Raw genomic sequence first — 23,229 nt, 5'->3', positions numbered from 1 at the left:
CATAGCAAAGATCGATTTTCTCACATAACGTTTTCTGAGACGGCGTCCGGAAATATTTGATTCGACAGGGATGGACTGCAAGGTGTGGAGTATCGATTGACCGAAGGCTGCGGGTTGCTGGAAAAGGCTTGCAAGGCTGTTGCCGCCCTCGACCTGCCCGCGTGCATCAAGGACAGCGAGCTGCGCTATGTCGTGGTCAATGCCGCCTATGCCCGGGTCATGGGGCAAGAGCCTTCAGCATTTGAAGGTCATACCACTCTTTCCCTCTCCGCCGACATTCGCGATGCAGAGCGGGAGGATCGTGAGCGTCGTTCGCTGGTCTTTGCGACTGACGAGACGATAGCCTGTCATGTCCCGACCAGCGTGGAATCGTCCCTGCTTCGCTGCGAACGCTTCGTGGGGGAAGACGGCAATCTTTTCCTGTTCGAAATGTTCGAGGAGACGCCGTCGGCTGTTTCGCGCAAATGCACGGCCGTGGGCGGTACGTCGGATATTTTGTTCAGCAGCGGCGTCATGGATTTCATCGATGCCGGCATCGTCGTTTATGACCGGGATAATCGGCTGGTCTATTGTAACGCGCGCTTCGCAGAGTTTTACGGTGATCTCGACATCGAGCTGAAACCCGGCATCCGGCTCGAAGCATTGATGAAAACGCTCTATTTTTCGAGCGGATATCGTTTTCTGGAGGGTGACGCGCCGTCTTTCGAAGACTGGATGCAGAAGCAGCTGCGTGATTTTTCCCTCCCCTATCTCGAAAGGGTCGAACAGTTTGCCGACGGCCGCTGGGTGCGCATGATCAACAAGCGGCTGGAAAACGGCATGCTTGTCGGGCTCAGGGTAGATGTGACCGAGTTCAAGGCGCATGAGACTCTTCTGAGCACACAAATCCGCGAGACATGGCTGCTGCGCGCTGCGCTTGAACAATTGCCGGTCGGCGTGTTCCTGAGGGATCAGGACAGGCGGCTGACCTACGCCAATGCCGCCTACGATACATTCCTGGGCGGTAATCTCGCCGACTATATGGGCAAGACCGAATCCGAAATGTTCCCGCAGAACGGCTCCCAGTTCCAGCAGGAAAACGAACGGATTTTGCAGACCGGAGAGGCGCTCGAACGCACGGGAAACATGCCTCAGCGCAACGGACAGGCCATTCCCGTCATCACCCGGCTCGGCCGGGTTGCGACGCCGGATGACGAATATTATCTGGTGGGTTCCGTTACCGATGTCAGCCTTTTGCAGGAGCGGGAAAAGGCGCTGATCGCCGCCCAGGCCGAAGCCGAGAAGCTGCACCGCCAGCTTGAAGCGGTTCTTCATGCCCTGCCGGTGGGCGTGCTACTGCTCGACGCCGATCTCGTCATCGAATATGTCAATCCGTTCTTTTATGAGGTCTGGGGAGAGATCGGCGGCGAAAAGTCGCTTGTCGGCAAAACTTATCGCGAATTCATGGAGATGAATTTCGACAGCGGCCTTTATGACTATGGCGACAGGCCTTTCGATGAGGTCTATGGCGAGCGGGTGCAGCGGCTTTTAAAGGAGGAGGTCTTTGCGCCCCGTGAGGTGCGAAGCAAAAGCGGCAAGGTCACGGTCATTTCGAAAACCCGGCTCGAAGGCGGGAAAATCCTCAGCACCTATGCCGATGTCACCGATGTGCGCATGCGCGATGTCGAGATCAGCAAGGCGAAGGCCGAACTGGAGCGGGTCGGCGAATATATGCAGGGAGCCACGCGCGCCATGGCGCAGGGGCTGGTGCTGGTCGAGCAGGGCACGATCATCATGTCCAACGAGGCGATGGCGCGCATGTTCGACGTTCCGCCGCATCTCCTGGAAAAGGGCTGCAACTGGTCGGGTTTCTTCGCCCATTGCGCCGGCCGCGGCGATTTCGGCACGGCCGAGGAGGCTGCCGAGACGCTGCGCGCCTGGAGGGAGAATATTGCCGCCAACCGGCCGTTTTCGTGGCTCATCCATGTCGCCGGCAAAAGCTGGCTCAATCTGGAAGCCACCAACAGTTCCGGCAATTACTGGCTCATCATCGTCACCGATGTGACCGAGATGAAGCTGCGTGAAGAGGAATTGCAGCGGCTTCTGTCACGCGCGGAAGCGGCGGATCGGGCCAAATCGGAATTCCTGGCCAATATGAGCCACGAAATCCGCACGCCCATGAATGGCGTTCTCGGCATGGCGGAGCTTCTGGCCAAATCCAATCTCGATACGCGGCAGAAGACCTTTACCGATATCATCGTCAAATCCGGCAATGCGCTTCTGACGATCATCAACGACATTCTCGATTTTTCGAAGATCGAGGCCGGGCAGATGAGGCTGCGCAGCGTGCCCTTCGATCCGGCGGAGGCGGTCGAGGATGTGGTGTCGCTCCTGTCCTCGGCGGCGCTTGAAAAGGACATTGAGCTGATCGTCCGGATCGATGCTTCTGTCTTCGGCAAGGTTATCGGCGATGCCGGCCGCTTTCGGCAGATCGTCACCAATATCGTTGGAAACGCCGTCAAGTTTACGGAAACGGGGCATGTGCTGGTTGAGCTTTCGGCGCGGTCGGCGGAAACGTCCGAGGCCATTCTGTCATTGCGCGTCGAAGACAGCGGGATCGGCATTCCGGCCGACAAGCTTGAAACCATCTTCGACAAGTTCAGCCAGGTCGATGGTTCCGCCACGCGCCGGCACGAGGGAACCGGGCTGGGGCTGGCGATTACGGTCGGGCTCGTCGGTTTGTTCGATGGCGCGATCAATGTCGTCAGCGACGTTGGAAAGGGATCGACTTTCGAGGTCAATATTCCGTTTCAGGTGACCGAGAGACAGCGCGATCTCCCGTTTCTTTCCGTGGCGATCGACGATATTCGCGTGCTCGTCATTGACGATAACGACGTCAACCGCCGTATTTTGACGGAGCAGTTGAGAAGCTGGGGCATAGACGGCCACGCGGTGGGTGACGGACCTACTGGCATTGCGGTGCTGGAGGAGGCGGTGGCGCTTGGATTTGCCATCGACGCCGTCATTCTCGACTATCACATGCCCGTCATGAACGGGCTGGATGTGGTGGAGCGGATCCGGGCGGATGCGCGTTTTGACGATATCGCCATTGTTTTCCTGACCTCCATGGATGTCGTCGGTGACGAGACGCTGTTCACCGATCTCAACGTGCAGGCGCATCTGATGAAGCCGGCACGGGCGCGGCTGCTCCGTTCCACCCTGTTCGATGTGGTGCGGGATGTGCGGCTGAAACGCGCTCGCCAGGCTCCGGCGCTACGTGAGGCAGGCCGCGATGCGCGCGCCGTCCGGCCGGAAAACGGCCCCGTGGTGAGGAAACAGCGGGCTGACACAGCCACGGCAGTGCCTTTACGGCATCGGTCCAATCTGGTCGATGTGCTGGTGGCGGAAGACAATGACGTCAACCAGATAGTCTTCAGCCAGATACTGCAGCAGGCGGGTCTGCGCTTTCTGATTGTCGGCAATGGCAAGAAAGCCGTGCAGGCGTGGCAGGAGAATAATCCCGCACTTATCCTGATGGATGTCTCGATGCCGGTCATGAACGGGCATCAGGCGACGCAGGCCATACGCGCCGCGGAACGGACCGCCGCCGACGGCCGACATGTGCCGATCATCGGCGTAACCGCCCATACGCAGGAGGCGGACCGTGAACTATGCCTGGAGGCGGGTATGGATGACTATCTGTCGAAGCCCATTAGCCCCGAAACGCTGGAAGACAAGATCGCGCAATGGCTGGGCGAAAACATGCCGCGCCGCGATGCGCCGCGCGTCTGACTGCTGCCGTCAGCCGAATGGTTTTATGCCGCAGAGCATCTCCCGCTTTCCGGCAAATCCTTTCCGACGCTCCAGCTCAAAACCGGTGGCGATGAGGTTGCGGCGAACGAAGCCGGCGGCGGCATAGGTGGCGAATGTGCCACCGGGCGCCGTCTTTGCGAAAAGCGCCTGCATGATTTCCAGCGACCACATGTCCGGATTGCGCGCGGGTGCGAAGCCATCGAGAAACCAGGCGTCGAAATTTTCCTCGCTTGCGGAAATGCCGGTGAGCGCTTCGCCGCAAACCACTGTCAGGCGCGTTTCGTCATCGAGCCGGATTTCGACCCGTCCTTTCGGCTCGGCGGGCCAGAGGGCGGTGAGCGCCTTGCGTTCGGCATCCACTTCCGGCCAGCGGGAAAGCGCCCGGTCGATTTCCTCCGCCTTCATCGGGTAGAGTTCGAAGGAGATGAAATGCAGCGTGGAGCGGCCGTTGCGCATCTCTTTCCATTGGCGCCATGTCTCGCAGAGGTTAAGCCCGGTGCCGAAGCCCAATTCGCCAATGCGGAAGACGCCCTCGCGTTCGAGCCAGCGCTCCGGCAGGCCGTTTCCGGAGAGGAAGACATGGCCGCATTCCAGCCGGCCATCCGTCTGGCAATAAAAATGGTCGTCAAAGGCCAGTGAATAGGGCATATCCCCTTCACGCCAGTCGAGCGCGGTCGAGGCTTCCCCGACCGATGAACCGGCCGCTGCGCCGGTCTCTGTGATATTTTCGTTGGAATGTTTCATGGCTAAAGCCGATAATCCTGCTTTCGAAAAGGGTCAATCTCCAAGATTGCCGGCTTCCGTGCCGCTCCTCGTCGTCGGCGGCGGCATCATGGGGCTGTGGGCCGCCGTCAAGGCGGAACGGCTCGGCATCGAGACATTGCTGGTGGAGGCGGATCGCACCGGCGGCGGCGCCAGCGGCGGGTTGCTGGGCGCACTGATGCCGCATATGCCGGACCGCTGGTCGGACAAGAAGCAGTTCCAGTTTGACGCTCTCGTTGCCCTGGAAAAAGAGATTGCCGGGCTGGAGGCGGAGACCGGGCTTTCCGCCGGCTACCGTCGCTCAGGCCGGATCATTCCGCTGCCGAAGCCGCATCTGCGCGCCATTGCCGAGCGACACGAACGGGATGCGCTGGAGAACTGGGTTTCGGGTGAGCGCCGGTTCCATTGGCATGTCGGCGACAGCCCTTCGGTCGCGGGCTGGGTGGATGATGCGGCGGGTGAGGCGGGTTTCGTGTTCGATACGCTGGCGGCGCGGGTTTCGCCGCGTGCGCTGATCGCCCTTCTTTCGGCTTTTCTCGGCAAGGCGCGGCATGTGCGGCTGGCGGAAGGTCGTGGCGTTCTTTTGCTCGATGCGGATGCCGGGCGGGCGGTGCTGTCTTCGGGCGAGGAGGTTTCTTTCGGCCATGTCATTGTCGCCAACGGCCATGGTTCTTTTCCCCTTATCCGCGACGCCCTCGGTTTGGATGCCGGTGTGACGCTCGGGCAGGCGGTGAAGGGGCAGGCGGCGCTTCTCGATGCGGCGGCCGACGCGGCGATGCCGGTGGTGTTTCTGAACGGTCTTTATATCGTGCCGCATGAAGACGGCACTGTTGCGATCGGCAGTACCAGCGAAGATTGTTTTTCCGATCCCTTAAGTACCGATGAAAAACTTGAAAAACTGCTTGCGGATGCGTCTGCCGTTGTTCCCTCGCTTGTCCGCGCGCCGGTGCTGGAACGCTGGGCGGGGCTGCGCCCGAAAGCGGTGGGGAGGGACCCGATGGTGGGCGCGATCCCCGGCCATCCGAGGCTCGTTGCGCTCACCGGCGGCTTCAAGGTCAGCTTCGGGCTGGCGCATTTTCTTGCCGATGCGGCGTTGCAAACCGTGTGCGGTCACACGCCTGTCATCCCCTCGGGCTTTCACCTTCAACAACACGTGAGTATTGCCGTCGCGGCCTTTAGAAAGTTCTGACCGGGCCGCCCACGTCGTTAATCTGTCACGCAAATCACTTATTTGCTGGCCTGCAAAGAGGCCGGTTTGTCCGCATTTGCGGCGAGGTGACAGTGCATGCGATACGCCATTCATTTCACGCCTTCCCCCAATGACCCCCTGACGCAGGCGGCGGCCGCGTGGTTGGGGCGCGATGTCTATTCAGGTCAGGCTGTGGAACCTCCCGGCACGATCGACCTCGGCATGCAGGAGATTTCCTACCATACGGCCCTGCCGCGCAGGTATGGTTTCCATGGCACGATCAAGGCTCCCTTCCGCCTTGCCGAAGGCCATTCCGAGGCCGCGCTTTTGCGCGACCTGATGTATTTTTCCGGCAAGCATGAGCCTTTCATGTTGCCGCAACTTGTGGTGGCGAGACAGGAGAATGTCTTCAGTCTCGTTCCCGAGCGTCCCTGTGAAGTGCTGCATTTTTTCGCCGCCCGCGTGGTGCAGGAATTCGACCGTTATCGGGCGCCGCTCTCCGACGCGGAAATCGAGCGGGCGGATCCCGACCGGCTGTCGGCCTCGCAGCTCACCAATCTGCATCGCTGGGGTAGTCCGCATGTGATGGATGAGTTCCGTTTCCAGATGTCGCTGACCGGCGGTGTGGAAGCGTCCAGCAGCCAGAGGATAGAGCGGGCCGTGCGCAAGGTTTTCGAGCCGCTGCTCACCCGATCCCTGCAGTTTTCCAGCCTTGCGCTTTTCATCGAAGATGAACCGGGCGCGCCTTTCCGGGTGCACTCGCTTCACCCCATGGGCCGTGTTTCCGCCCGAAAGATCGCCTGAAGAGCGCAACGGCACAATCGTATACAAAAAAGCATCGGAATGTCAGCAAAATTGATCTCGACATTCCGGAAGCGGATGCTACCGTTCGGATATCGCATATCTGAAGCGTGTGTTGTGCCCGTTGCGGGTCATCGCGCTTCGGAGGTCTGTTTTATGTCTCCCGAAATCGGTTTCCGCCTTGGGAGAGATGGTCTGGGTGGCTGAATGATTTCCGAAAATTACTCCCGTAATCTGGTGGGCTATGGCCGCAATGTTCCCGATCCGAAATGGCCGGGCGGCGCGCGCATCGCCGTGCAATTCGTCATCAATTACGAGGAGGGCGGCGAGAGCTGCATTCTCGACAATGACAAGGCGTCGGAATCGCTGCTTTCGGAAATCGTCGGCGCGCAGCCGTGGCCGGGCCAGCGCAACCTGAACATGGAATCGATCTACGAATATGGCTCGCGCGCCGGTTTCTGGCGGCTGTGGCGCATGTTCACCGGGCTTGGCGTCACCACCACCGTTTACGGCGTGACCGCCGCCATGGCCCGTAACCCCGAGGCCGTAGCGGCGATGAAGGAAGCGGGTTGGGAAATCGCCAGCCATGGTTATCGCTGGCTGGAATATAAGGATTTTTCCGAAGAGGAAGAGCGCAAGCACATCGTTGAGGCCGTGCGTCTGCACACGGAGGTTACCGGCGAGCGCCCTTACGGCATGTATCAGGGTAAGCCTTCCGACAATACGCTGCGCCTCGTCATGGAAGAGGGCGGTTTCCTTTATTCGTCGGATTCCTATGCCGACGATCTGCCCTATTGGGTAAAAGGTCCGAAGGAAGAGCCTTTCCTCATCATTCCCTATACGCTTGAAACCAACGATATGCGGTTTGCCACGCCGCAGGGCTTCAATTCCGGCGACCAGTTCTTCACCTATCTGAAGGATGCCTTCGACGTGCTTTATCAGGAAGGTGTCGAGGGCGCGCCGAAGATGATGAGCGTCGGCCTGCATTGCCGTCTTGTCGGCCGTCCCGGGCGCGCGGCGGCACTTCGCCGTTTCATCGAATATGTGCTCGGTCATGAGAAAGTGTGGATCCCGCAGCGCATCGAGATCGCCCGTCACTGGCATGAACATCACAGGCCGGAGGTGTTTTGATGGTGACGCGCGAGGACTTTGTCACCCGATTCGGGGGCGTGTTCGAACATTCGCCCTTCATAGCCGAACGGGCCTATGACGCCGGCGGAGCGGGTTTGGAGCTAACGGCCAAGGCTGTTCACGCCGTGCTCAGCGCTCAGTTTCGCGCGGCTTCGGAGGCGGAGAGGCTCGGCGTATTGCGGGCGCATCCCGATCTGGCCGGCAAGCTGGCGATTGCGGGCGAGTTGACGGCCGACAGCCGCAACGAACAGGCCGGCGCCGGGCTGGATCGGCTTACCCCCGAAGAGCACGCCCGCTTTACCACGTTGAACGGCGCCTATACCAAAAAATTCGGCTTTCCCTTCATCATCGCGGTCAAGGGGCTGAACAGGCACGATATTCTTTCCGCCTTCGAGACGCGCATCGGCAACGGCGCGGCCGAAGAATTTGAGACGGCGATGGCGCAGGTGGAGAAGATCGCCTGGCTGCGCCTTTCCTCGATGCTGCCGGAAGGCTGAATTGGCGAGCGGTGGCCGTTCTGCTAGAATCGTGCCGTCTGGAGATGAAGATCATGAGACCTTCCGAGGTGCTGGAAAAGAACAGGGAAGCGATCCGCGAAGCGACGAAACGCTTCAACGCGGCGAACCCGCGCGTGTTCGGCTCCGTCGCCCGCGGCGAGGACCGGCCGGACAGCGACCTCGATATTCTGGTGGATGCGCTGCCGGGCACGACATTGTTCGACCTTGGCGGCTTGCTGGAGGAATTGAAGGCGCTGCTTGGTGTGGAGGTCGACGTCGTCACCTCAGGCGGCCTGCATTCGGACATACGGGCGCGGGTTCTGAAGGAAGCCAAAGCGGTATGAGTACGGATCGGCTTCTGCTCTATCTGAAGGAGATGGATGTTGCCGCCTCCAGAATACGTGATTTCGTTCACGATATGGATGAGGCCGCTTTTTCTTCCGACACGCGGACGCAGATGGCGGTCATGATGGGTCTTGCCGTGATTGGCGAGGCGGTCGCCAAGCTGGATAAGCAATACCCCGCGTTTTTACAGCAGCACCCGGAGATCCCCTGGATCAAGATGAAGGGTATGCGCAATCTAATCGTGCATGATTATTTCCGGGCGGAACTCTCGGTCGTCTGGAAAACGATAACGCAGAGCATTCCGGATTTGCAGGCGCGTCTCTCCCTTCTCCGAAACTGGCATGCCCAAGGTGAATGACATTTGACTGATTTTCTCGACATAAAACCTCTCACCAAAGAGGCTTTCGCATCCTTTGGCGATGTGATCGAAACGACACCCTTTTCCATGCGGCACATCAATGGCGGCCAGACCGAGCGGCACCATGCGCTTGCAGCGCCGGAGGCTGCGGGCGAGGGTGCGCGTGTCATCCTCAATATTTTCCGCGGGCAGCCGCGGGTCTTTCCGCACGAGATTGAAATGATGGAGCGGCATCCGCTCGGCAGCCAGAGTTTTTCGCCGCTCTCCGGCCGGCCTTTCCTCGTGGTCGTCGCCGATGACGATGGCGGCCGGCCCGGCCGGCCGCAGGTGTTTCTGGCGAGGGGCGATCAGGGCGTGAACTATCGCCGCAATGTCTGGCACTATCCGCTGATGCCGTTGCAGGCGGTTTCGGATTTTCTGGTTGCCGACCGCGATGGGCCGGGTAACAATCTGGAAGAGTATTTTTTCGATGAGCCCTATATGATCGCGGAGCCCAAGCCATGACCGGTTTGACCACCCATGTCCTCGATGCCGCCCATGGCACGCCCGCGCAAGGGCTGACGATCGAGCTTTACCGGCTCTCCGGCGATCGCCGCGAAAAGCTGAAGACGGTGCAGACCAATAGCGACGGCCGTGTCGATGGGGGGCCGCTGCTCGTCGGCGACAGTTTCAAGGCCGGCGAATACGAGCTGGTTTTCCATGCCGGCGATTACCTGCGCGGCAAGGGCGTGGTGCTGGCGGAGCCGGCCTTTCTCGACATTATCCCGATCCGTTTCGGCATTGCCGACGAGAGCGGCCACTACCATGTGCCGCTTCTGCTTTCGCCCTATAGCTATTCCACCTATCGAGGAAGCTGATTGCCATGATCTTTGCCGCCATTGCCGATATTCACGGAAACTGCGCAGCACTTGAAGCCGTGCTGGAGGATATCGCCCGTCTTGGCATCAAGGACATCGTCAATCTCGGCGATTGTTTCAGCGGCCCGCTGGAAGCGGGTTTTACCGGCGACGTGCTTGTTAGCAACTGGATTCCCAGCATTCGCGGCAATCATGACCGGGAACTGATCGAGCGCGCGCCGGAGGAGATGGGAAGCTGGGAAAGACCGGCGCATGCGCAGCTGAGCGCCGCCCATCTGGACTGGTTGCAAACCTTACCCTTCAGCATGGTGTTCAAGGATCTCGCCTATTGTTGCCATGGCTCGCCGCTTGGTGATCTCGACTACTGGCTGGAAACGCTGTCGCCGGAAGGCGTGCTGAAACTGCGGCCGCTGACCGAAATAGAGGAGCGGGCGGAAGGTATCTCCCAGCCGCTGATGCTGTGCGGGCACACGCATATTCCCCGTGCGGTACAGCTTTCCAACGGCCGGTTGATCGTCAATCCCGGTAGCGTCGGTTGCCCCGGCTGGAAGGACGACACGCCTTTCGATCATCATGTCGAGGCGGGCCATGCGCTCGCCACCTATGCCGTGCTGGAAGAGACCGGGCGCGGCTGGCAGGTCTATTTCCGGAATATCCGCTACGACAATCTGGCCATGTCGGAAATGGCGAGGGTCAACGGCATTCCCTATCTGGCTGATGCATTGGAGAACGGCTGGCTGAAGCGGTAAGGATCACCCTTCACTGGTCATCACCACGCATGCATAGGACTGCGCCTTCAGCGCCTTGCAGGCGGCAACCGCCGAAGACTGGTCTTCGAAGCCGGTGAACCGGGCGCGGTAAAGCGTTGCCGATCCGCTTTGCACCGCTTCGGTATAGGGAGCGATCCCGGCATGGTTTCTGGCGATGTTGGAGCGGGCATTGGCGAGCAGCGAGCGGGCGGCGGCTTCGCTGTCGGTGGCGGCGATCTGCACTTCCCAGCGGCTGCGCTGGCCGACGGAGGCTGCAGCGGGTGCCGGCCGCGGAATGGCTGAAACCTGCATCATGTCGGCCACCTGATCGTTCGCTGTGGCGATCTGCATGGCGACCGGATCTGCGCGGCGGCGTTCGGCAAACATGGGCAGCGGCACGGCTGCGGGCGGCACATCGAAGGTACGGCTGACACTCGCGCTGGCGACGAGCTGTTCGGTATTGCGGCTTCTCGATGCCTGCGGCACGGCCTTGTCGAGAAGGGCGGCCATCTGGGCATCGCGGCTGCGGGCAGTCTTGCCGCCTAGCACGACGCCAACGACACGGCGGCCATTATGATTGACGGCGCTGACGAGGTTGAAGCCGGAGGCATTGGTGTAACCGGTCTTGATGCCGTCCATGCCCTTGTAGCGATACATCAGATTGTTGTGGCCGCGGATGCGTTTTCCCCGAAAGCTGAAGGATTCCATGGCGAAGAGGCGGTATTCCTTGGGAAAGTCACGCTGCAGCGCCAGGCCGAGTTTCGCCATGTCGCGCGCTGTCGTCACCTGCGATTTGCTGGGCAGGCCGGAGGCGTTGCGGAACACCGTTTTCGTCATGCCTAGCTGGCGGGCCTTGCGGGTCATCATTTGGGCAAAGCGCGCCTCCGAGCCGCCGAGATGGTCGCCCATGCCTTCCGCCATGTCGTTGGCGGATTTGACGATCATGCCATAGACGGCCTCGCGCACGGTGAAGGTCTGGCCCTGGCGTACATAGAGCTTCGAGGGGATGACCGACGCGCCGTTCTTTGACATCTTTATCTTCTGGTCCCAGCGCAGTTTCCCGGAATGCAGGGCCTCGAAGGTCATGTAAAGCGTCATCATCTTGGTGAGCGATGCGGGGTGGTTGAGCACATCGGCGTTGCGAGCGGCCAGAACCTTGCCGGTATTGGCGTCCATGATGAAATGGGCATAACCCGCCTGCGCAGGCGACGCCTGCAATGAGAGGATCGCGCAAAAGAAGGCGAGCGCGAAGACCCATGCACCCGCCATTCCCCGTTTGACCGTTCCCGACATAATTCACCCCTTTTGTTCGATCGCCGCGATGGGCGAAGTTTTACTGACACTTTCCGGCAACAAAACCGCTAAAACTTTAGAGATCGCTTTCATGCTTAATTAAGTATGAATTTCAAGCTGGCGGGCGGCCCTGCTATTTCCTTGAAAAGAAACCAACCATCCGGTATGTTTAATGTCATGACAAATGCATATGAGCGCAAGAAGCAACCCGAACTCGTGCGCCGCAATCTTCTCGATTGCGCGGCCAGACTCGCTGCTGAACAGGGTGTTGCGGCGCTCTCGGTGCAGGCGGTTGCGGACGCGGCCGGGGTGACGAAAGGCGGGTTGTTCCATCATTTCCCATCCAAGCAGGCGCTGCTGGAAGCGGTCATGGCGGACCTTCTGGCGGCTTTGGACTGTGAAATCGATGACCTCCTCTCACAGGATTGTGAAGCTTTCGGACGCTTCACGAGGGCCTATGTGAATGCAGTTTTCTCGGATCGGGGCAGGGATTCGGGGAAACAGTGGGCCGCGATTTCGGTTTCCATGGTCGGTGAACCGTCGCTTCGACGCATGTGGAACAGCTGGATCGAGGGGCGGCTTGCCCGTCATAAGGAAACGGATAATGGGGTGGTACTGGAGCTGGTGCGGCTTGCCGCTGACGGCATCTGGTTCGCCGATCTTCTGGCCGATGATGGCAGGGCAGGTGGCGACAGGGCGGCTCTCAGAGCGCGCATGATCGCGCAGACGAAGAAGGATGCAGGGTGATGAATGCAGCTGTCTTGACCTATGGAGCGCTCGTCGCCGCCATCGTCTGCGAAGTCATCGCGACCTCCTTTCTGCAGCAGTCGCAGCAATTCTCCCGGTTTTTGCCGACGGTGCTGATGGCGCTGTTTTACGGAGCGGCCTTTTATCTGCTGTCGTTCACACTGCGGGCCATGCCGGTCGGCGTGGCCTATGCGATCTGGAGCGGGCTTGGCATCGTGCTGATTTCCGGGATCGGTTATTTCGTTTTCCGCCAGACGCTGGATATCGCCGCCGTCATCGGCCTCGGGTTTATCGTGACGGGGGTGGTGATTGTGAATGTTTTTTCGAAGACGGTGGGGCATTAACGGCACCCCTGCACCCTTCCTCATTCCTGCGCCCGTCACAGGAATCCAGCCGGCGCGCGTCTGCGCGACGGGGAGAGTCCTTTCGGCCCAAGGACTTGGGCTGGCTCCCTGTGACGAGCACAGGGATGAGGGAGGCAAAGTACGACGGGGCGTTCTGAGACACTGGCTCTGAGTTATCACCATCACGCCAGAATGCTGCGATCCACATCCGTAATCAGCCGCTTGCCGCAAAGCGCCATGCTGATATCCATCTCCTTGCGGATGATCTCCAGCGCCGTGGTTACGCCCCGCTTGCCATCGGCGCCGAGGCCATAGAGGAAGGGGCGGCCGATATAGGTGCCTTTGGCGCCGAGCGCCACGGCCTTCAGCACATCCTGACCGGAGCGGATGCCGCCATCCATATGCACCTCGACCCTGTCACCGACGGCGTCGACGATCTTCGGCAGCATGGCGATGGAGGAATGCGCGCCATCAAGCTGGCGGCCGCCATGGTTGGAAACGATGATGGCGTCGGCGCCGGTATCGAGCGAAGCGCGCGCATCCTCCTCGTCAAGGATGCCCTTGAGGATAAGCTTGCCGCCCCAACGCTGCTTGATCCATTCGACGTCTTTCCACGACAGGCGCGGATCGAACTGTTCCGCCGTCCAGGAGGAGAGCGAGGAGAGGTCGGAGACGTTTTTGGCGTGGCCGACGATGTTGCCGAAGCTGTGCCGCTTGGTGCGCGCCATGTCCAGGCACCATTTCGGCCGGGTCGCCATCTGCCAGATGTGTTTCGGGGTGAATTTTGGCGGGGCCGAGAGGCCGTTGCGCAGATCCTTGTGGCGCTGGCCGAGAATTTGCAGATCGAGCGTCAGCACCAGTGCCGAGCACCCGGCGGCCTTCGCCCGGTCGATCAGATTGTTGACGAAGTCGCGGTCCTTCATCACATAGAGCTGGAACCAGAAGGGTTTCGAGGTGACCGAGGCGACATCCTCGATGGAGCAGATGCTCATGGTGGAAAGCGTGAAGGGTACGCCGAATTCTTCGGCTGCTTGTGCCGCCAGCATCTCGCCATCGGCGTGCTGCATGCCGGTCAGGCCGGTGGGGGAAAGAGCCACTGGCATCGAAACCTTCTCACCGATCATTTCGGTGGCAAGCGACCGGTCGGTCATGTCGACCAGCACGCGCTGGCGCAGCTTTATCTTGGAAAAATCCTCCTCATTGGCGCGGTAGGTGCCTTCCGTCCATGCGCCGCTGTCGGCGTAGTCGAAAAACATTTTCGGCACACGGCGCTGAGCCTGTTGTTTCAGGTCCGCTATGGTCAGGATTTTGCCCATGGATAAAGCCTTCACATTTGAATGATGGCTTCACATATCATGGATGGCGTGGTGGCGACATCAAAATCGTCGCCGTACTGTTACCAAAATGCGCGCAGGAACAGTTCGCAGCCGAGCAGAAGCAGGCAGATGAGAAACCAACGCCGGAACGTCGCCGGGCTGACGATGTGGCGAACCTTCTGACCGAGCCACATGCCGGCAAGGGCTGGCAGGACGGCCAGCGCGGAAAGTGACAGATGCTCGACGTGAAAGGCATTCTGCGAGGCAAGCCCGGTAGCCAGTGCAATGGTTGAAACGGTGAAGGAAAGGCCGAGCGCCTGCACGAGATCGTCGCGGTTAAATCCGAGTGACTGAACATAGGGGACGGCGGGCACGACGAAAATTCCGGTGCCGCCGGTCAGAAGGCCCGTCGCCAGCCCCATGACGGGTGAGAGTTTTGGTTCCAGCCTTGCCGGAATCGAGACCGGTCTGGCAAGCAGGCTATACGTCGCGTAAACCGCAAGGCACAGGCCGAGCGCCGAGGTGGTCCAGACGCCGGTGCCCGCCGTCATCAGCCGGATGCCGATGAGGGTGCCAAGCACAATGGCTATCATCATCGGCCACAGCCGCTTCACGATGGCCCGAAAATCAGGCCCAGCCAGCAATTGCCAGATATTTGTGATGAAGGAGGGCAGGATGAGCAGGCCGGCGGCGATGACCGGCGGCATGAAGAGGCCGAGCACGCCCATGGCGACGGTGGGCAGTCCCATGCCGGTCACCCCCTTGACGATGCCGGCAACGATGAAGGTCGCGAGGATCATGAGCAGGGTGGTTGGGTCTAGATCCGGCATGGGGCACTCCAGAGGTCATTCGCATTTCGGCCGGTGACGCCAGCCAGTCATAGGAAGCGAGCGGGTGCGGCACGGTTTCTTCTCCCCGCCGGGGAGAAGGTGGCCCGAAGGGTCGGATGAGGGGGCAAGCTCTCCGAATATCGCCGACGTTGCCCCCTCATCCCGCTACCGCGGACTTCTCCCCGGCGGGGAGAAGAAACAAGGGGCATCCGCTCGCTCCATAGATATTGGTTTAAGCGAGATCGTGACCGGATGTTTCGGCCCCGCCCGAACTATGCAAGCACGCTCTTCATCGCCTTACCGGCCACGTAGGTTTCGACGACGGTGCGGTCGTCACCCATGGTCAGCATCAGGAACAGTTCTTCCGTCAGGCTGTTCACCACTTCCATCTTCAGCGCCATGGCGGGTGTCGAGGAGGCGTTCAGCACGGTGATGTCGGCGTCCGTGCCGGCCTCCAGCGTGCCGATGCGATCGACCATGGAGAGGGCTTCGGCGTTGCCTCGCGTCATCAGATACCAGCTTTCCAGCGGGTTGAGACGTTCGCCCAGCAATTGCTGGATCTTGTAGGCCTCGTCCATGGTGCGCAGCATGGAATAGCTCGATCCGCCGCCGATATCGGTGGCAACCGCGATACGAACAGGCTTTTCGCGCCGTTGCAGCTTTTTCATCGGGAACAGGCCGGAGCCGATGAAGAGGTTCGAGGTGGGGCAATGTACGGCGACCGCGCCGGTTTCCGAGAGTACATCTGCCTCGCGGTCAGAGAGGTGGATGGCGTGGCCGAGCAGGGTCTTTTCGCCCATCAGGCCGTAGCGCACATAGATATCCGTATAGTCGGTCGCCTCAGGGTAAAGCTCGCAGGTATATTTGATCTCATCCAGATTTTCGGAAAGATGCGTCTGGATGAAGAGATCGGGAAATTCCTGCGCCAGCGCCTGTGCTGCTTCCATCTGCTTCGGCGTGGAGGTGATGGCGAAACGCGGCGTGATGGCGACGTGGTTGCGGCCCTTGCCGTGCCAGTCGGAGATCACTTGCCGGGTCTCGTCATAGGAGGTTTCCGGCGTGTCGAGCAGGCCTTGCGGGGCGTTGCGGTCCATCATCACCTTGCCGCCGACCATCAGCATGTTGCGCTTCAGAGCTTCCGCGAAAAAGGCGTCGGCGGAGGTCTTGTGCACGGAGCAATAGGCAACGGCGGTGGTGGTGCCGTGGCGCAGAAGCTCGTCGTAAAAATGCGTGGCGATGCGCTGGGCGTGGGCAGTTTCGACGAAACGGCATTCTTCCGGGAAGGTATAGGTGTTCAGCCATTCCAGGAGATTGGCGGCATAGGAGCCGATGACCTGCATCTGCGGGAAATGCAGGTGCATGTCGATGAGGCCGGGCACGATGAGATGCGGGCGGTGGTCCTTTTCCTCGACGTTTTCGGGGGCTTGCTTGCGGATATCGGCATAGTCGCCAATGGCAGCGATCTTGCCGTCTTCGATCAGCAGGCCACCGTCTTCGATATAGACATAGCTTTGCGTATCGTCGATTGCGAGCGGCGCGCGGCGGAAGCTCAGCAGACGGCCACGCAGCAGAACCATGCTCATTCGGTTTTTCCTTCGGCTTTTCCAGCCCCGGAAACCGCACTTTCATACCATGCGGTCAGCAGCTTGCGCTCATCCGGGGTGATGGCGGTGATGTTGCCGGGAGGCATGGCATGGCTGCGGCCGGCTTGCAAATAGATTTCGCGCGCATGGGCGGCGATCTGTTCGTCGGTTTCGAGCTTCACCGATTTCGGTGTGAAGGGCACGCCTTCCCACACCGGCTCGGCCGCATGGCACATGGAACAGCGGCCCTGAACCACATCGCGGGCCTTGGCGAAATGGGTGTCGGTGACGAATTGCTGCTGCATCGGCGAAAGCGTCGCTGCCTTCTGTTCTTCTTCGCCGGTCAGCACCTTCGGCACCGTGGAAAGCCACATGATGACGATGAAGATGAGCGCGGTCGCGAGCCAGGTCCAAGTCGGCTTGCCCTTGCGGGCGTGGGTGGTGTTGAACCAGTGGCGGATGGTGACGCCCATCAGAAACACCAGCGCTGCGATGATCCAGTTGAACTGGGTCGCAAAGGCCAGCGGATAATGGTTCGACAGCATGAAGAAGATCACGGGCAGCGTCAGGTAGTTGTTGTGTAGTGAGCGCTGTTTGGCAATGCGACCGTATTTCGGGTCCGGCGTGCGCCCGGCGATCAGGTCGGCGACGACGATCTTCTGGTTGGGAATGATGATGAAGAACACATTCGCCGACATGATGGTGGCGGTAAACGCGCCGAGATGCAGGAACGCGGCGCGGCCGGTGAAGACCTGCGTATAACCCCAGGCCATCGCCACCAGCGCGACATAGAGCACGACCATCAGGCCCCAGGTATTGTTGCCGAGCGGCGATTTGCAGAGGAAATCATAAAACAGCCAGCCAATGGCCAGCGATGCAAGCGACAGGCCGATGGCCTGGAACTGGGTGAGCGCCAGCACCGAATGATCGATGAGGAAGAGATCGGCGCCGCCATAATAAACGATGCAGAGCATGGCGAAGCCGGAAAGCCAGGTGACGTAGCTTTCCCATTTGAACCATGTCAGGTGCTCGGGCATGCGGGCAGGGGCGACCAGATATTTCTGGATGTGGTAAAAGCCGCCGCCATGCACCTGCCATTCCTCGCCATAGGCACCCGGCGGCATATCCGGGCGTTTGACCAGCCCGAGATCGAGCGCGATGAAATAAAAGGATGAGCCGATCCAGGCGATGGCGGTGATGACGTGGAGCCAGCGGACGGCAAAGGCCATCCATTCCCACGCAATGGCGTATTCGTACATGCGGTTCCCCTGATCCTTGTGCAGCGCACCTTGCGAGAAATTTGGCCTTTAGGGAAGGGGAAAGCAAAGCTTGGGGCGCGATTGTTCACAATCCGATGCTCTTGTGTCTGCAATATCAGTTTGTTGTATCCTTTCGCATGGGTTGGCCCAGTAAAGTTGCACTAGCTCATTCCTGTCGCATCGTTTGTGCTTAGCTGGCTAACGCGACTCAGCTATTATCCTTTGTGCAGTCTGCTGATGTGCTAAAATATAAGGCTGCGGAGTCCTGTAGGGCGTCTTGCCGGAAATCCATTCCGGTTTTATGCGCGATACGCAGGGCTTCCATGACATGTTTCGCTGGCGGTTCTTCCGGAAGCGGGCGCTGCGAACCCTGGGTGGGGGCAGATCAGGGGGCAGGTATCGCAGTTCCCGGCGCCGTTGTGTCCGGGTAAGTGTTGATGTGAAATTTGAATAAAGGGACGCAATGATCTTCCGGCTGCCGCCGTTGTTTCAACGGAGACCATGCCGATGCGCCTTGTTCTGACGGTCCTCTTCCTATCTCTGGCGTTCAGCGCCACCGCGCTTGCCCATGAATCCCACAAGGGGTTTAAATATGAAAGCTATTGCTGCAATGGCGACGCCGAAACCGGCGACTGCCAGATGATCCCCACGCGCAGTGTTCGTGTCACGTCCGACGGTTACGAGGTCTCGCTCGCGCCCGGCGATCACCGCATGGTCACGCGACGCCACGTCTTCAACTGGTCGCAGCGCGAGGCAAGACGATCCGAAGATGGCGAATATCATCTCTGCCTGTTTCCGGATGAGGATACGCCGCGCTGTTTTTACGCGCCGGACATGGGGTTTTGAGGCGGTTGCTGCGGATGGCTTTCTTCGATCCGCTTCAATATCCAGTCGCGAAACAGTTTGATCTTGCGGATGTTCCTGCGGTTTTCGGGGTAGACCAGCCAATAGTTCTTGCCTTCGCTGCTGAGGTGTTCGAAGGGCTGGTAAAGGCGGCCGAGGGCAATCTCATCGGCATAGAGTTCAGGGGTGAGCATGGCCACCCCTTGGCTGGCGATCGCGGCGGCGGCTTCGAAGGCCTGTACATTGAGGCGGCTGCGAGGATAACGATTTAGGCCGGGATTTTCGACGCCGACTTCCTGGAACCATTGGCTCCACCAGATATCGCCGGGATCGATGATGCGCAGGCGCAGCAGGTCTTCCGGTTTGTGCAATCCGCCGATGCTTTCGGCAAGGCTCGGATGCAGCATCGGCGTATAAACGCCGCGCAGCAATTGATGATAGATAAGCCCTTTGCCGTTATCTTTGCTCCAGCGAATGGCGACATCGCAATCGGATTGGGAAAAATCGATCAATGTCCCCGACGTTTCCAACCGCACGGCGATGGAAGGATGTTCGAGCTGGAAAGCTCCCAGATGCCGCGAGAGCCAGCGCGAAGCAAAGGTGGCCGTGGAATGGATGGTCAAGGTGGCGTCAGGCGTGTCACGCACATTATCTACGGCCTCCTGTAACGTATTGAAAGCTTCGGCGACTTTCGGCGCGAGTTTCTGCCCGGCCTCGGTCAGCGAAACCTGCCGCGCCCTTCTGATGAAGAGCGGTTCGCCGATATTCTCTTCCAGCAGTTTCACCTGATAGCTCACCGCCGTCTGCGTCATGCCCAGTTCCTCACCGGCCTTGGTGAAACTGAGATGCCTTGCGGCGGCTTCGAACACCCGCAGGGCGTTCAGCGGGAACTGGCGCGACATTTTCATGGATAAGTTCTCTTTATGCCAATTGCCGAAGGTTTCATTGGTTTTTCTCCGGAAAACAGAGCATTTTTAGCTCAATTCATCAACTGAGCTTCTGACATTTTTGAATGGAGACGAACATGCGCACAGCACTCTTGCGCGCGTGGTCCCGCCTGTGTGCGGGTCTGCGGACAGCGGAACGGTTTACCCTTGAAAGCCTTCAACCCGACAATCTGGCGGATGAAAGCCTGCCGGATGGGCTCAGGCGTGATCTTGGCCTTGAGGATGGCCGTGTCGATTTTCGTTGCGACGGATTTCGGCAGCGGAAAATGCTTGCAGTAACTCGGCTGCCACAAGGGCCGCTATGATCGCAGGCCGTTTGTCCCTGACGCTATTGCCGCCGATGGGCAGGGTGAGCTTTGCAAGGCGGCAAGGGGGCTCTCCTTCCCGTTCCAGCCAATGGGAAAAGGTGGCGCGTTTGGTCTTCGAGCCGATCATGCCGACATAGGCGAGATCGTCGCGGGCAAGCGCTTCCTTCGCAATCAGGAAATCGAGCGCGTGATCGTGGGTGACGATGATCGCCGCGCCGTTTGCCGGGATTTTCGCAACGAGTGCTTCCGGCATGGGGGTGAGTACCGACGCCACCGCCTGTGAAAGATCGCGCAGCTCGCCTTCACGGGTTTCCACCACCGTGAGTGTGAGGGGGAGCAGCGACAGGGCATCTGCCAGCGCCTTGCCGACATGGCCTGCGCCGAAAATGAAGGCGGCGGGCTGCCGCTCGGCTTCGCCCTTCAGCCGCGCCTCAAGCGTGGCTGATATCTCCGCCGTTATCAGCCGGAACCGGAGCAAGGTACGCCCGCCGCAGCATTGGCCGATTTCCGGCCCAAGCGGAATATCCATGCGGTCTTCGGTCGTCCCTGTTCGCAGCATGGCGCGGGCGTGGTCTATCGCCATATATTCGAACTGTCCGCCGCCGATGGTTTCCCAGAGGGCTTCCTGGCTGACCAGCATGAAGGTGCCAGCCTCGCGCGGGGATGAGCCTTTCACTGCCTCGATTTCCACGAGGATGGTGGGGGCAGGGCGGGCGAGGAAGGCGGAGAGGGAGGCGTCAGGCATTGGGGCTGGCCCCCTCATCCGGCGCTGCGCGCCACCTTCTCCCCGGCGGGGAGAAGAAACCCGGAGCGATGTTTTCGCTTACATTACCAACTTTGCGGAAATTTGCGACGGCGCGGCATGTTTCTTCTCCCCGCCGGGGAGAAGGTGGCCCGAAGGGCCGGATGAGGGGGCTCGGCCACATGGATACTCCCCCTCACACCTTCTTCAACCGTTCTACCGCCATCAGCACCCGCTCGGGCGTTGCCGGCGCGTCAAGCCGCGGGCAGACCTTGTAATCGGCGACGGAGGCGACGGCCATGGAGAGCGCTTCGAGAACCGAGATCGCCAGCATGAAGGGTGGCTCACCCACGGCCTTTGAGCGGCCGATGGTCGGTTCGGCATTTTCCGCCCATTCCGCCAGCCTGACGTTGAAGCTCTTCGGCCGGTCGGAGGCAAGCGGGATCTTGTAGGTGGAAGGCGCATGGGTGCGCAGCCGCCCCTTGCCGTCCCACCACAGTTCCTCCGTGGTCAGCCAGCCCATGCCCTGCACGAAGGCGCCTTCGATCTGGCCGATATCGATGGCCGGGTTCAGCGACTTGCCGACATCGTGGAGGATATCGGTGCGTTCCATCAGATATTCGCCAGTCAGCGTGTCGATCGACACTTCGGAACAGGCCGCGCCATAGGCGAAATAATAAAACGGTGTGCCACGGCCGGCGGCGCGATCCCAGTGGATTTTTGGCGTCTTGTAGAAGCCGGCGGCCGATAGTTGGACGCGGGCGAAATAAGCCTTTTTTACGAAATCGTTGAAGGCGATTTCTTCAAGCCCGATGCGCACGCGGTTCGGCAGGAAGACGACTTCGTCTTCCGGCACGTTCCAGTTCTCGGCGGCGAATTTGACGAGGCGCTCACGAATCTGGCGGGCGGCGTCATAAGCGGCCATGCCGTTCAGGTCCGTACCGGAGGAGGCGGCGGTGGCCGACGTGTTCGGCACCTTGCCCGTCGTCGTGGCGGTGATTTTCACCCTGTTGATATCCACCTGGAAGGCATCTGCCACCACCTGCGCCACCTTGGTGTAAAGGCCCTGACCCATTTCGGTGCCGCCATGGTTCAGGTGGATGGAGCCGTCATTATAGATATGCACCAGCGCGCCCGCCTGATTGAAGGCGGTCATGGTGAAGGAGATGCCGAACTTGACGGGGGTGAGCGCGATACCCTTGCGGATGATCGGGCTTGTCCTGTTGAAATCCACGATTGCCTGCCGGCGCGCACGATAGTCGCTGGAGGTTTCCAGTTCCTCGACGACGCGGGCGATGATGTTGTCTTCGACTTCCTGATGATAGGGCGTTGTGGTGCGGCCGGAGCCGGTCTCGCCGTAGAAATTCAGTTTGCGGATATCGAGCGGATCCTTGCCGACGGCATAGGCGATTTCTTCGATGAAACGTTCCGCCCCCAGCATGCCCTGCGGGCCGCCGAAGCCGCGAAAGGCGGTGTTGGAGACCGTGTGGGTTTTCAGCGGCCGCGAGGTCAGATGCACATGCGGGTAGAAATAGCTGGAATCGGCATGGAACAGCGCACGGTCGGTGACCGGCCCGGATAGATCGGAGGAAAAACCGCAGCGTGCGGCATAGGTGGCATCGACAGCGTGGATGCGGCCTTCCTCATCGAAACCAAGTTCGTAATCGACACGGAAATCATGGCGCTTGCCGGTGGCGCTCATGTCCTCGTCGCGGTCGGGGCGGATTTTTACGGCCCGGTTCAGCTTCTTGGCGGCGATGGCGCAAAGGGCTGCGAACTGGTTGCCCTGCGTTTCCTTGCCGCCGAAACCGCCACCCATGCGGCGCACCTGCACCGTGACGGCATTGGATGGCACCTGCAGGATATGGCTGACAATGTGCTGGATTTCGCTTGGATGCTGGGTGGAGCTCCACAGCGTCACTTCGTCATCTTCACCCGGCACGGCCATGGCGATATGGCTTTCGAGATAAAAATGCTCCTGCCCGCCGATGCGCATCGTGCCGGTGAGGCGGCGTGGCGCGACATCCATCTCGATCTTCGCATCGCCACGTTTCAGCGTCATCGGGTCGATGACGAGCGCGCCGCCGTTTTCGATTGCGGTATCGATATCTGTGAAATGCGGCAGGTCTTTGTAAGTGATCTTTGCCTTGCGGGCGGCCTTGCGGGCGATATCGCGGGTTTCGGCAAAGACGGCGAAGACCGGCTGGCCGTGAAATTCGACCTTTGTCTCGGCGAGCAGGGGCTCATCGTGACGACCGCCGGAGGAGATGTCGTTTTCGCCGGGCACGTCCTTGCCCGTCATCACCCAAAGTACGCCCGGTGTGGCCTCCACTTCGGAGAGGTCCATCGTGATGATTTCCGCGTGAGCACGGTCGGCAAGGCCGAGTGCGCCGTGGACGAGGCCGGCGGGTTCGGGAATGTCATCGATATATTCGGCGCTGCCGGTCACATGCTTGTGGGCGGAATCATGCCGGAGCGAGGTGTGCATCGAGCCGTCGATTTCGGTCTTGGTCTTGTCGAAGCTTGTGGTGTCCAT

22 protein-coding genes are annotated in these 23,229 nt (G+C 60.1%); 13 read left to right on the top strand and 9 right to left on the bottom strand.

Going from position 1 to position 23,229, the window contains the following annotated elements; genetic code table 11:
• Positions 1–96: 96 nt before the first annotated feature.
• The gene (locus ACQZ48_RS10010) at positions 97–3,771 is read left to right on the top strand and encodes a response regulator (protein ID WP_191218305.1); all 3,675 of its coding nucleotides are present in this window, start codon (positions 97–99) and stop codon (positions 3,769–3,771) included.
• 9 nt (positions 3,772–3,780) lie between these two features.
• On the opposite strand, the gene mnmD is transcribed toward ACQZ48_RS10010, so the two are convergent.
• The gene (mnmD, locus tag ACQZ48_RS10005; RefSeq protein WP_191218304.1) at positions 3,781–4,536 is read right to left on the bottom strand and encodes a tRNA (5-methylaminomethyl-2-thiouridine)(34)-methyltransferase MnmD; all 756 of its coding nucleotides are present in this window, start codon (positions 4,534–4,536) and stop codon (positions 3,781–3,783) included.
• Between mnmD and ACQZ48_RS10000 the strand changes: the two genes are divergently transcribed.
• The 9 genes from ACQZ48_RS10000 to ACQZ48_RS09960 all read left to right on the top strand — a co-directional run bounded on the left by ACQZ48_RS10000 (position 4,535) and on the right by ACQZ48_RS09960 (position 10,481).
• On the top strand, positions 4,535–5,743 hold the full coding sequence (locus ACQZ48_RS10000; protein ID WP_191218303.1) for an NAD(P)/FAD-dependent oxidoreductase: 1,209 nt from the start codon (positions 4,535–4,537) through the stop codon (positions 5,741–5,743). The genes mnmD and ACQZ48_RS10000 overlap by 2 nt on opposite strands.
• Positions 5,744–5,839: 96 nt before the next feature.
• The gene (locus ACQZ48_RS09995) at positions 5,840–6,547 is read left to right on the top strand and encodes a DUF1045 domain-containing protein (RefSeq protein ID WP_077981502.1); all 708 of its coding nucleotides are present in this window, start codon (positions 5,840–5,842) and stop codon (positions 6,545–6,547) included.
• Positions 6,548–6,751: 204 nt separating this feature from the next.
• Positions 6,752–7,675: an allantoinase PuuE gene (puuE, locus tag ACQZ48_RS09990; RefSeq protein ID WP_077981503.1), complete on the top strand. Its 924-nt coding sequence runs from the start codon at positions 6,752–6,754 to the stop codon at positions 7,673–7,675.
• Positions 7,675–8,172, top strand: a complete 498-nt coding sequence (gene uraD / locus ACQZ48_RS09985) for a 2-oxo-4-hydroxy-4-carboxy-5-ureidoimidazoline decarboxylase (protein ID WP_137410812.1) — start codon at positions 7,675–7,677, stop codon at positions 8,170–8,172. The genes puuE and uraD overlap by 1 nt, the downstream gene beginning before the upstream one ends.
• Before the next feature lie 53 nt (positions 8,173–8,225).
• On the top strand, positions 8,226–8,516 hold the full coding sequence (locus ACQZ48_RS09980) for a nucleotidyltransferase family protein (RefSeq protein WP_035220685.1): 291 nt from the start codon (positions 8,226–8,228) through the stop codon (positions 8,514–8,516).
• Positions 8,513–8,875: a HepT-like ribonuclease domain-containing protein gene (locus tag ACQZ48_RS09975; protein WP_077981505.1), complete on the top strand. Its 363-nt coding sequence runs from the start codon at positions 8,513–8,515 to the stop codon at positions 8,873–8,875. Before ACQZ48_RS09980 ends, ACQZ48_RS09975 begins: the two co-directional genes overlap by 4 nt.
• Positions 8,876–8,878: 3 nt before the next feature.
• On the top strand, positions 8,879–9,379 hold the full coding sequence (locus ACQZ48_RS09970; protein ID WP_191218301.1) for an ureidoglycolate lyase: 501 nt from the start codon (positions 8,879–8,881) through the stop codon (positions 9,377–9,379).
• Positions 9,376–9,732 carry a hydroxyisourate hydrolase gene (gene uraH, locus ACQZ48_RS09965; RefSeq protein WP_077981507.1) on the top strand — a complete coding sequence of 119 codons (357 nt, stop codon included), beginning with the start codon at positions 9,376–9,378 and terminating at the stop codon, positions 9,730–9,732. Before ACQZ48_RS09970 ends, uraH begins: the two co-directional genes overlap by 4 nt.
• 5 nt (positions 9,733–9,737) lie before the next feature.
• Complete coding sequence (locus tag ACQZ48_RS09960; RefSeq protein ID WP_191218300.1) at positions 9,738–10,481, top strand: metallophosphoesterase family protein; 744 nt, start codon at positions 9,738–9,740, stop codon at positions 10,479–10,481.
• 3 nt (positions 10,482–10,484) lie between these two features.
• Here ACQZ48_RS09960 and ACQZ48_RS09955 read toward each other — a convergent pair whose 3' ends face one another.
• Complete coding sequence (locus ACQZ48_RS09955) at positions 10,485–11,750, bottom strand: D-alanyl-D-alanine carboxypeptidase (RefSeq protein WP_162520319.1); 1,266 nt, start codon at positions 11,748–11,750, stop codon at positions 10,485–10,487.
• A gap of 189 nt (positions 11,751–11,939) precedes the next feature.
• Here ACQZ48_RS09955 and ACQZ48_RS09950 point away from each other — a divergent pair, with 189 nt between their 5' ends.
• Positions 11,940–12,521, top strand: coding sequence for a TetR/AcrR family transcriptional regulator (locus ACQZ48_RS09950; RefSeq protein ID WP_191218299.1), 582 nt, complete (start codon positions 11,940–11,942; stop codon positions 12,519–12,521).
• Entirely contained in the window at positions 12,521–12,865 is a 345-nt protein-coding gene (locus tag ACQZ48_RS09945; RefSeq protein ID WP_137410809.1) for a DMT family transporter, read from the top strand. The genes ACQZ48_RS09950 and ACQZ48_RS09945 overlap by 1 nt, the downstream gene beginning before the upstream one ends.
• 182 nt (positions 12,866–13,047) lie before the next feature.
• On the opposite strand, the gene ACQZ48_RS09940 is transcribed toward ACQZ48_RS09945, so the two are convergent.
• The 4 genes from ACQZ48_RS09940 to puuD all read right to left on the bottom strand — a co-directional run bounded on the left by ACQZ48_RS09940 (position 13,048) and on the right by puuD (position 17,853).
• On the bottom strand, positions 13,048–14,181 hold the full coding sequence (locus ACQZ48_RS09940; RefSeq protein ID WP_191218298.1) for an alpha-hydroxy acid oxidase: 1,134 nt from the start codon (positions 14,179–14,181) through the stop codon (positions 13,048–13,050).
• A gap of 80 nt (positions 14,182–14,261) precedes the next feature.
• A complete protein-coding gene (locus ACQZ48_RS09935) occupies positions 14,262–15,011 on the bottom strand; it encodes a sulfite exporter TauE/SafE family protein (RefSeq protein WP_170985541.1) in 750 nt (249 codons plus the stop codon).
• A 272-nt stretch (positions 15,012–15,283) separates the two neighbouring features.
• Complete coding sequence (guaD, locus tag ACQZ48_RS09930; protein WP_191218297.1) at positions 15,284–16,594, bottom strand: guanine deaminase; 1,311 nt, start codon at positions 16,592–16,594, stop codon at positions 15,284–15,286.
• The gene (gene puuD, locus ACQZ48_RS09925; protein WP_448728772.1) at positions 16,591–17,853 is read right to left on the bottom strand and encodes a urate hydroxylase PuuD; all 1,263 of its coding nucleotides are present in this window, start codon (positions 17,851–17,853) and stop codon (positions 16,591–16,593) included. Before puuD ends, guaD begins: the two co-directional genes overlap by 4 nt.
• Positions 17,854–18,360: 507 nt before the next feature.
• Here puuD and ACQZ48_RS09920 point away from each other — a divergent pair.
• Positions 18,361–18,699, top strand: coding sequence for a hypothetical protein (locus ACQZ48_RS09920; RefSeq protein ID WP_162520310.1), 339 nt, complete (start codon positions 18,361–18,363; stop codon positions 18,697–18,699).
• On the opposite strand, the gene ACQZ48_RS09915 is transcribed toward ACQZ48_RS09920, so the two are convergent.
• The 3 genes from ACQZ48_RS09915 to xdhB form a co-directional block, all read right to left on the bottom strand.
• Positions 18,675–19,604 (bottom strand): LysR substrate-binding domain-containing protein, encoded by a 930-nt coding sequence (locus ACQZ48_RS09915; protein ID WP_077981515.1) that lies wholly within the window; start codon positions 19,602–19,604, stop codon positions 18,675–18,677. The two genes, ACQZ48_RS09920 and ACQZ48_RS09915, sit on opposite strands and share 25 nt — an antisense overlap.
• Positions 19,605–19,841: 237 nt before the next feature.
• Positions 19,842–20,696, bottom strand: a complete 855-nt coding sequence (gene xdhC / locus ACQZ48_RS09910; protein ID WP_448728771.1) for a xanthine dehydrogenase accessory protein XdhC — start codon at positions 20,694–20,696, stop codon at positions 19,842–19,844.
• Positions 20,697–20,889: 193 nt separating this feature from the next.
• The gene (xdhB, locus tag ACQZ48_RS09905; RefSeq protein ID WP_448728770.1) at positions 20,890–23,229 is read right to left on the bottom strand and encodes a xanthine dehydrogenase molybdopterin binding subunit; all 2,340 of its coding nucleotides are present in this window, start codon (positions 23,227–23,229) and stop codon (positions 20,890–20,892) included.

The sequence above is a fragment of the Agrobacterium sp. 22-209-1 genome (assembly GCF_053522485.1).
The sequence above is the reverse complement of the archived record's forward strand: the minus strand, read 5'-3'. Positions and strand labels throughout refer to the sequence as shown.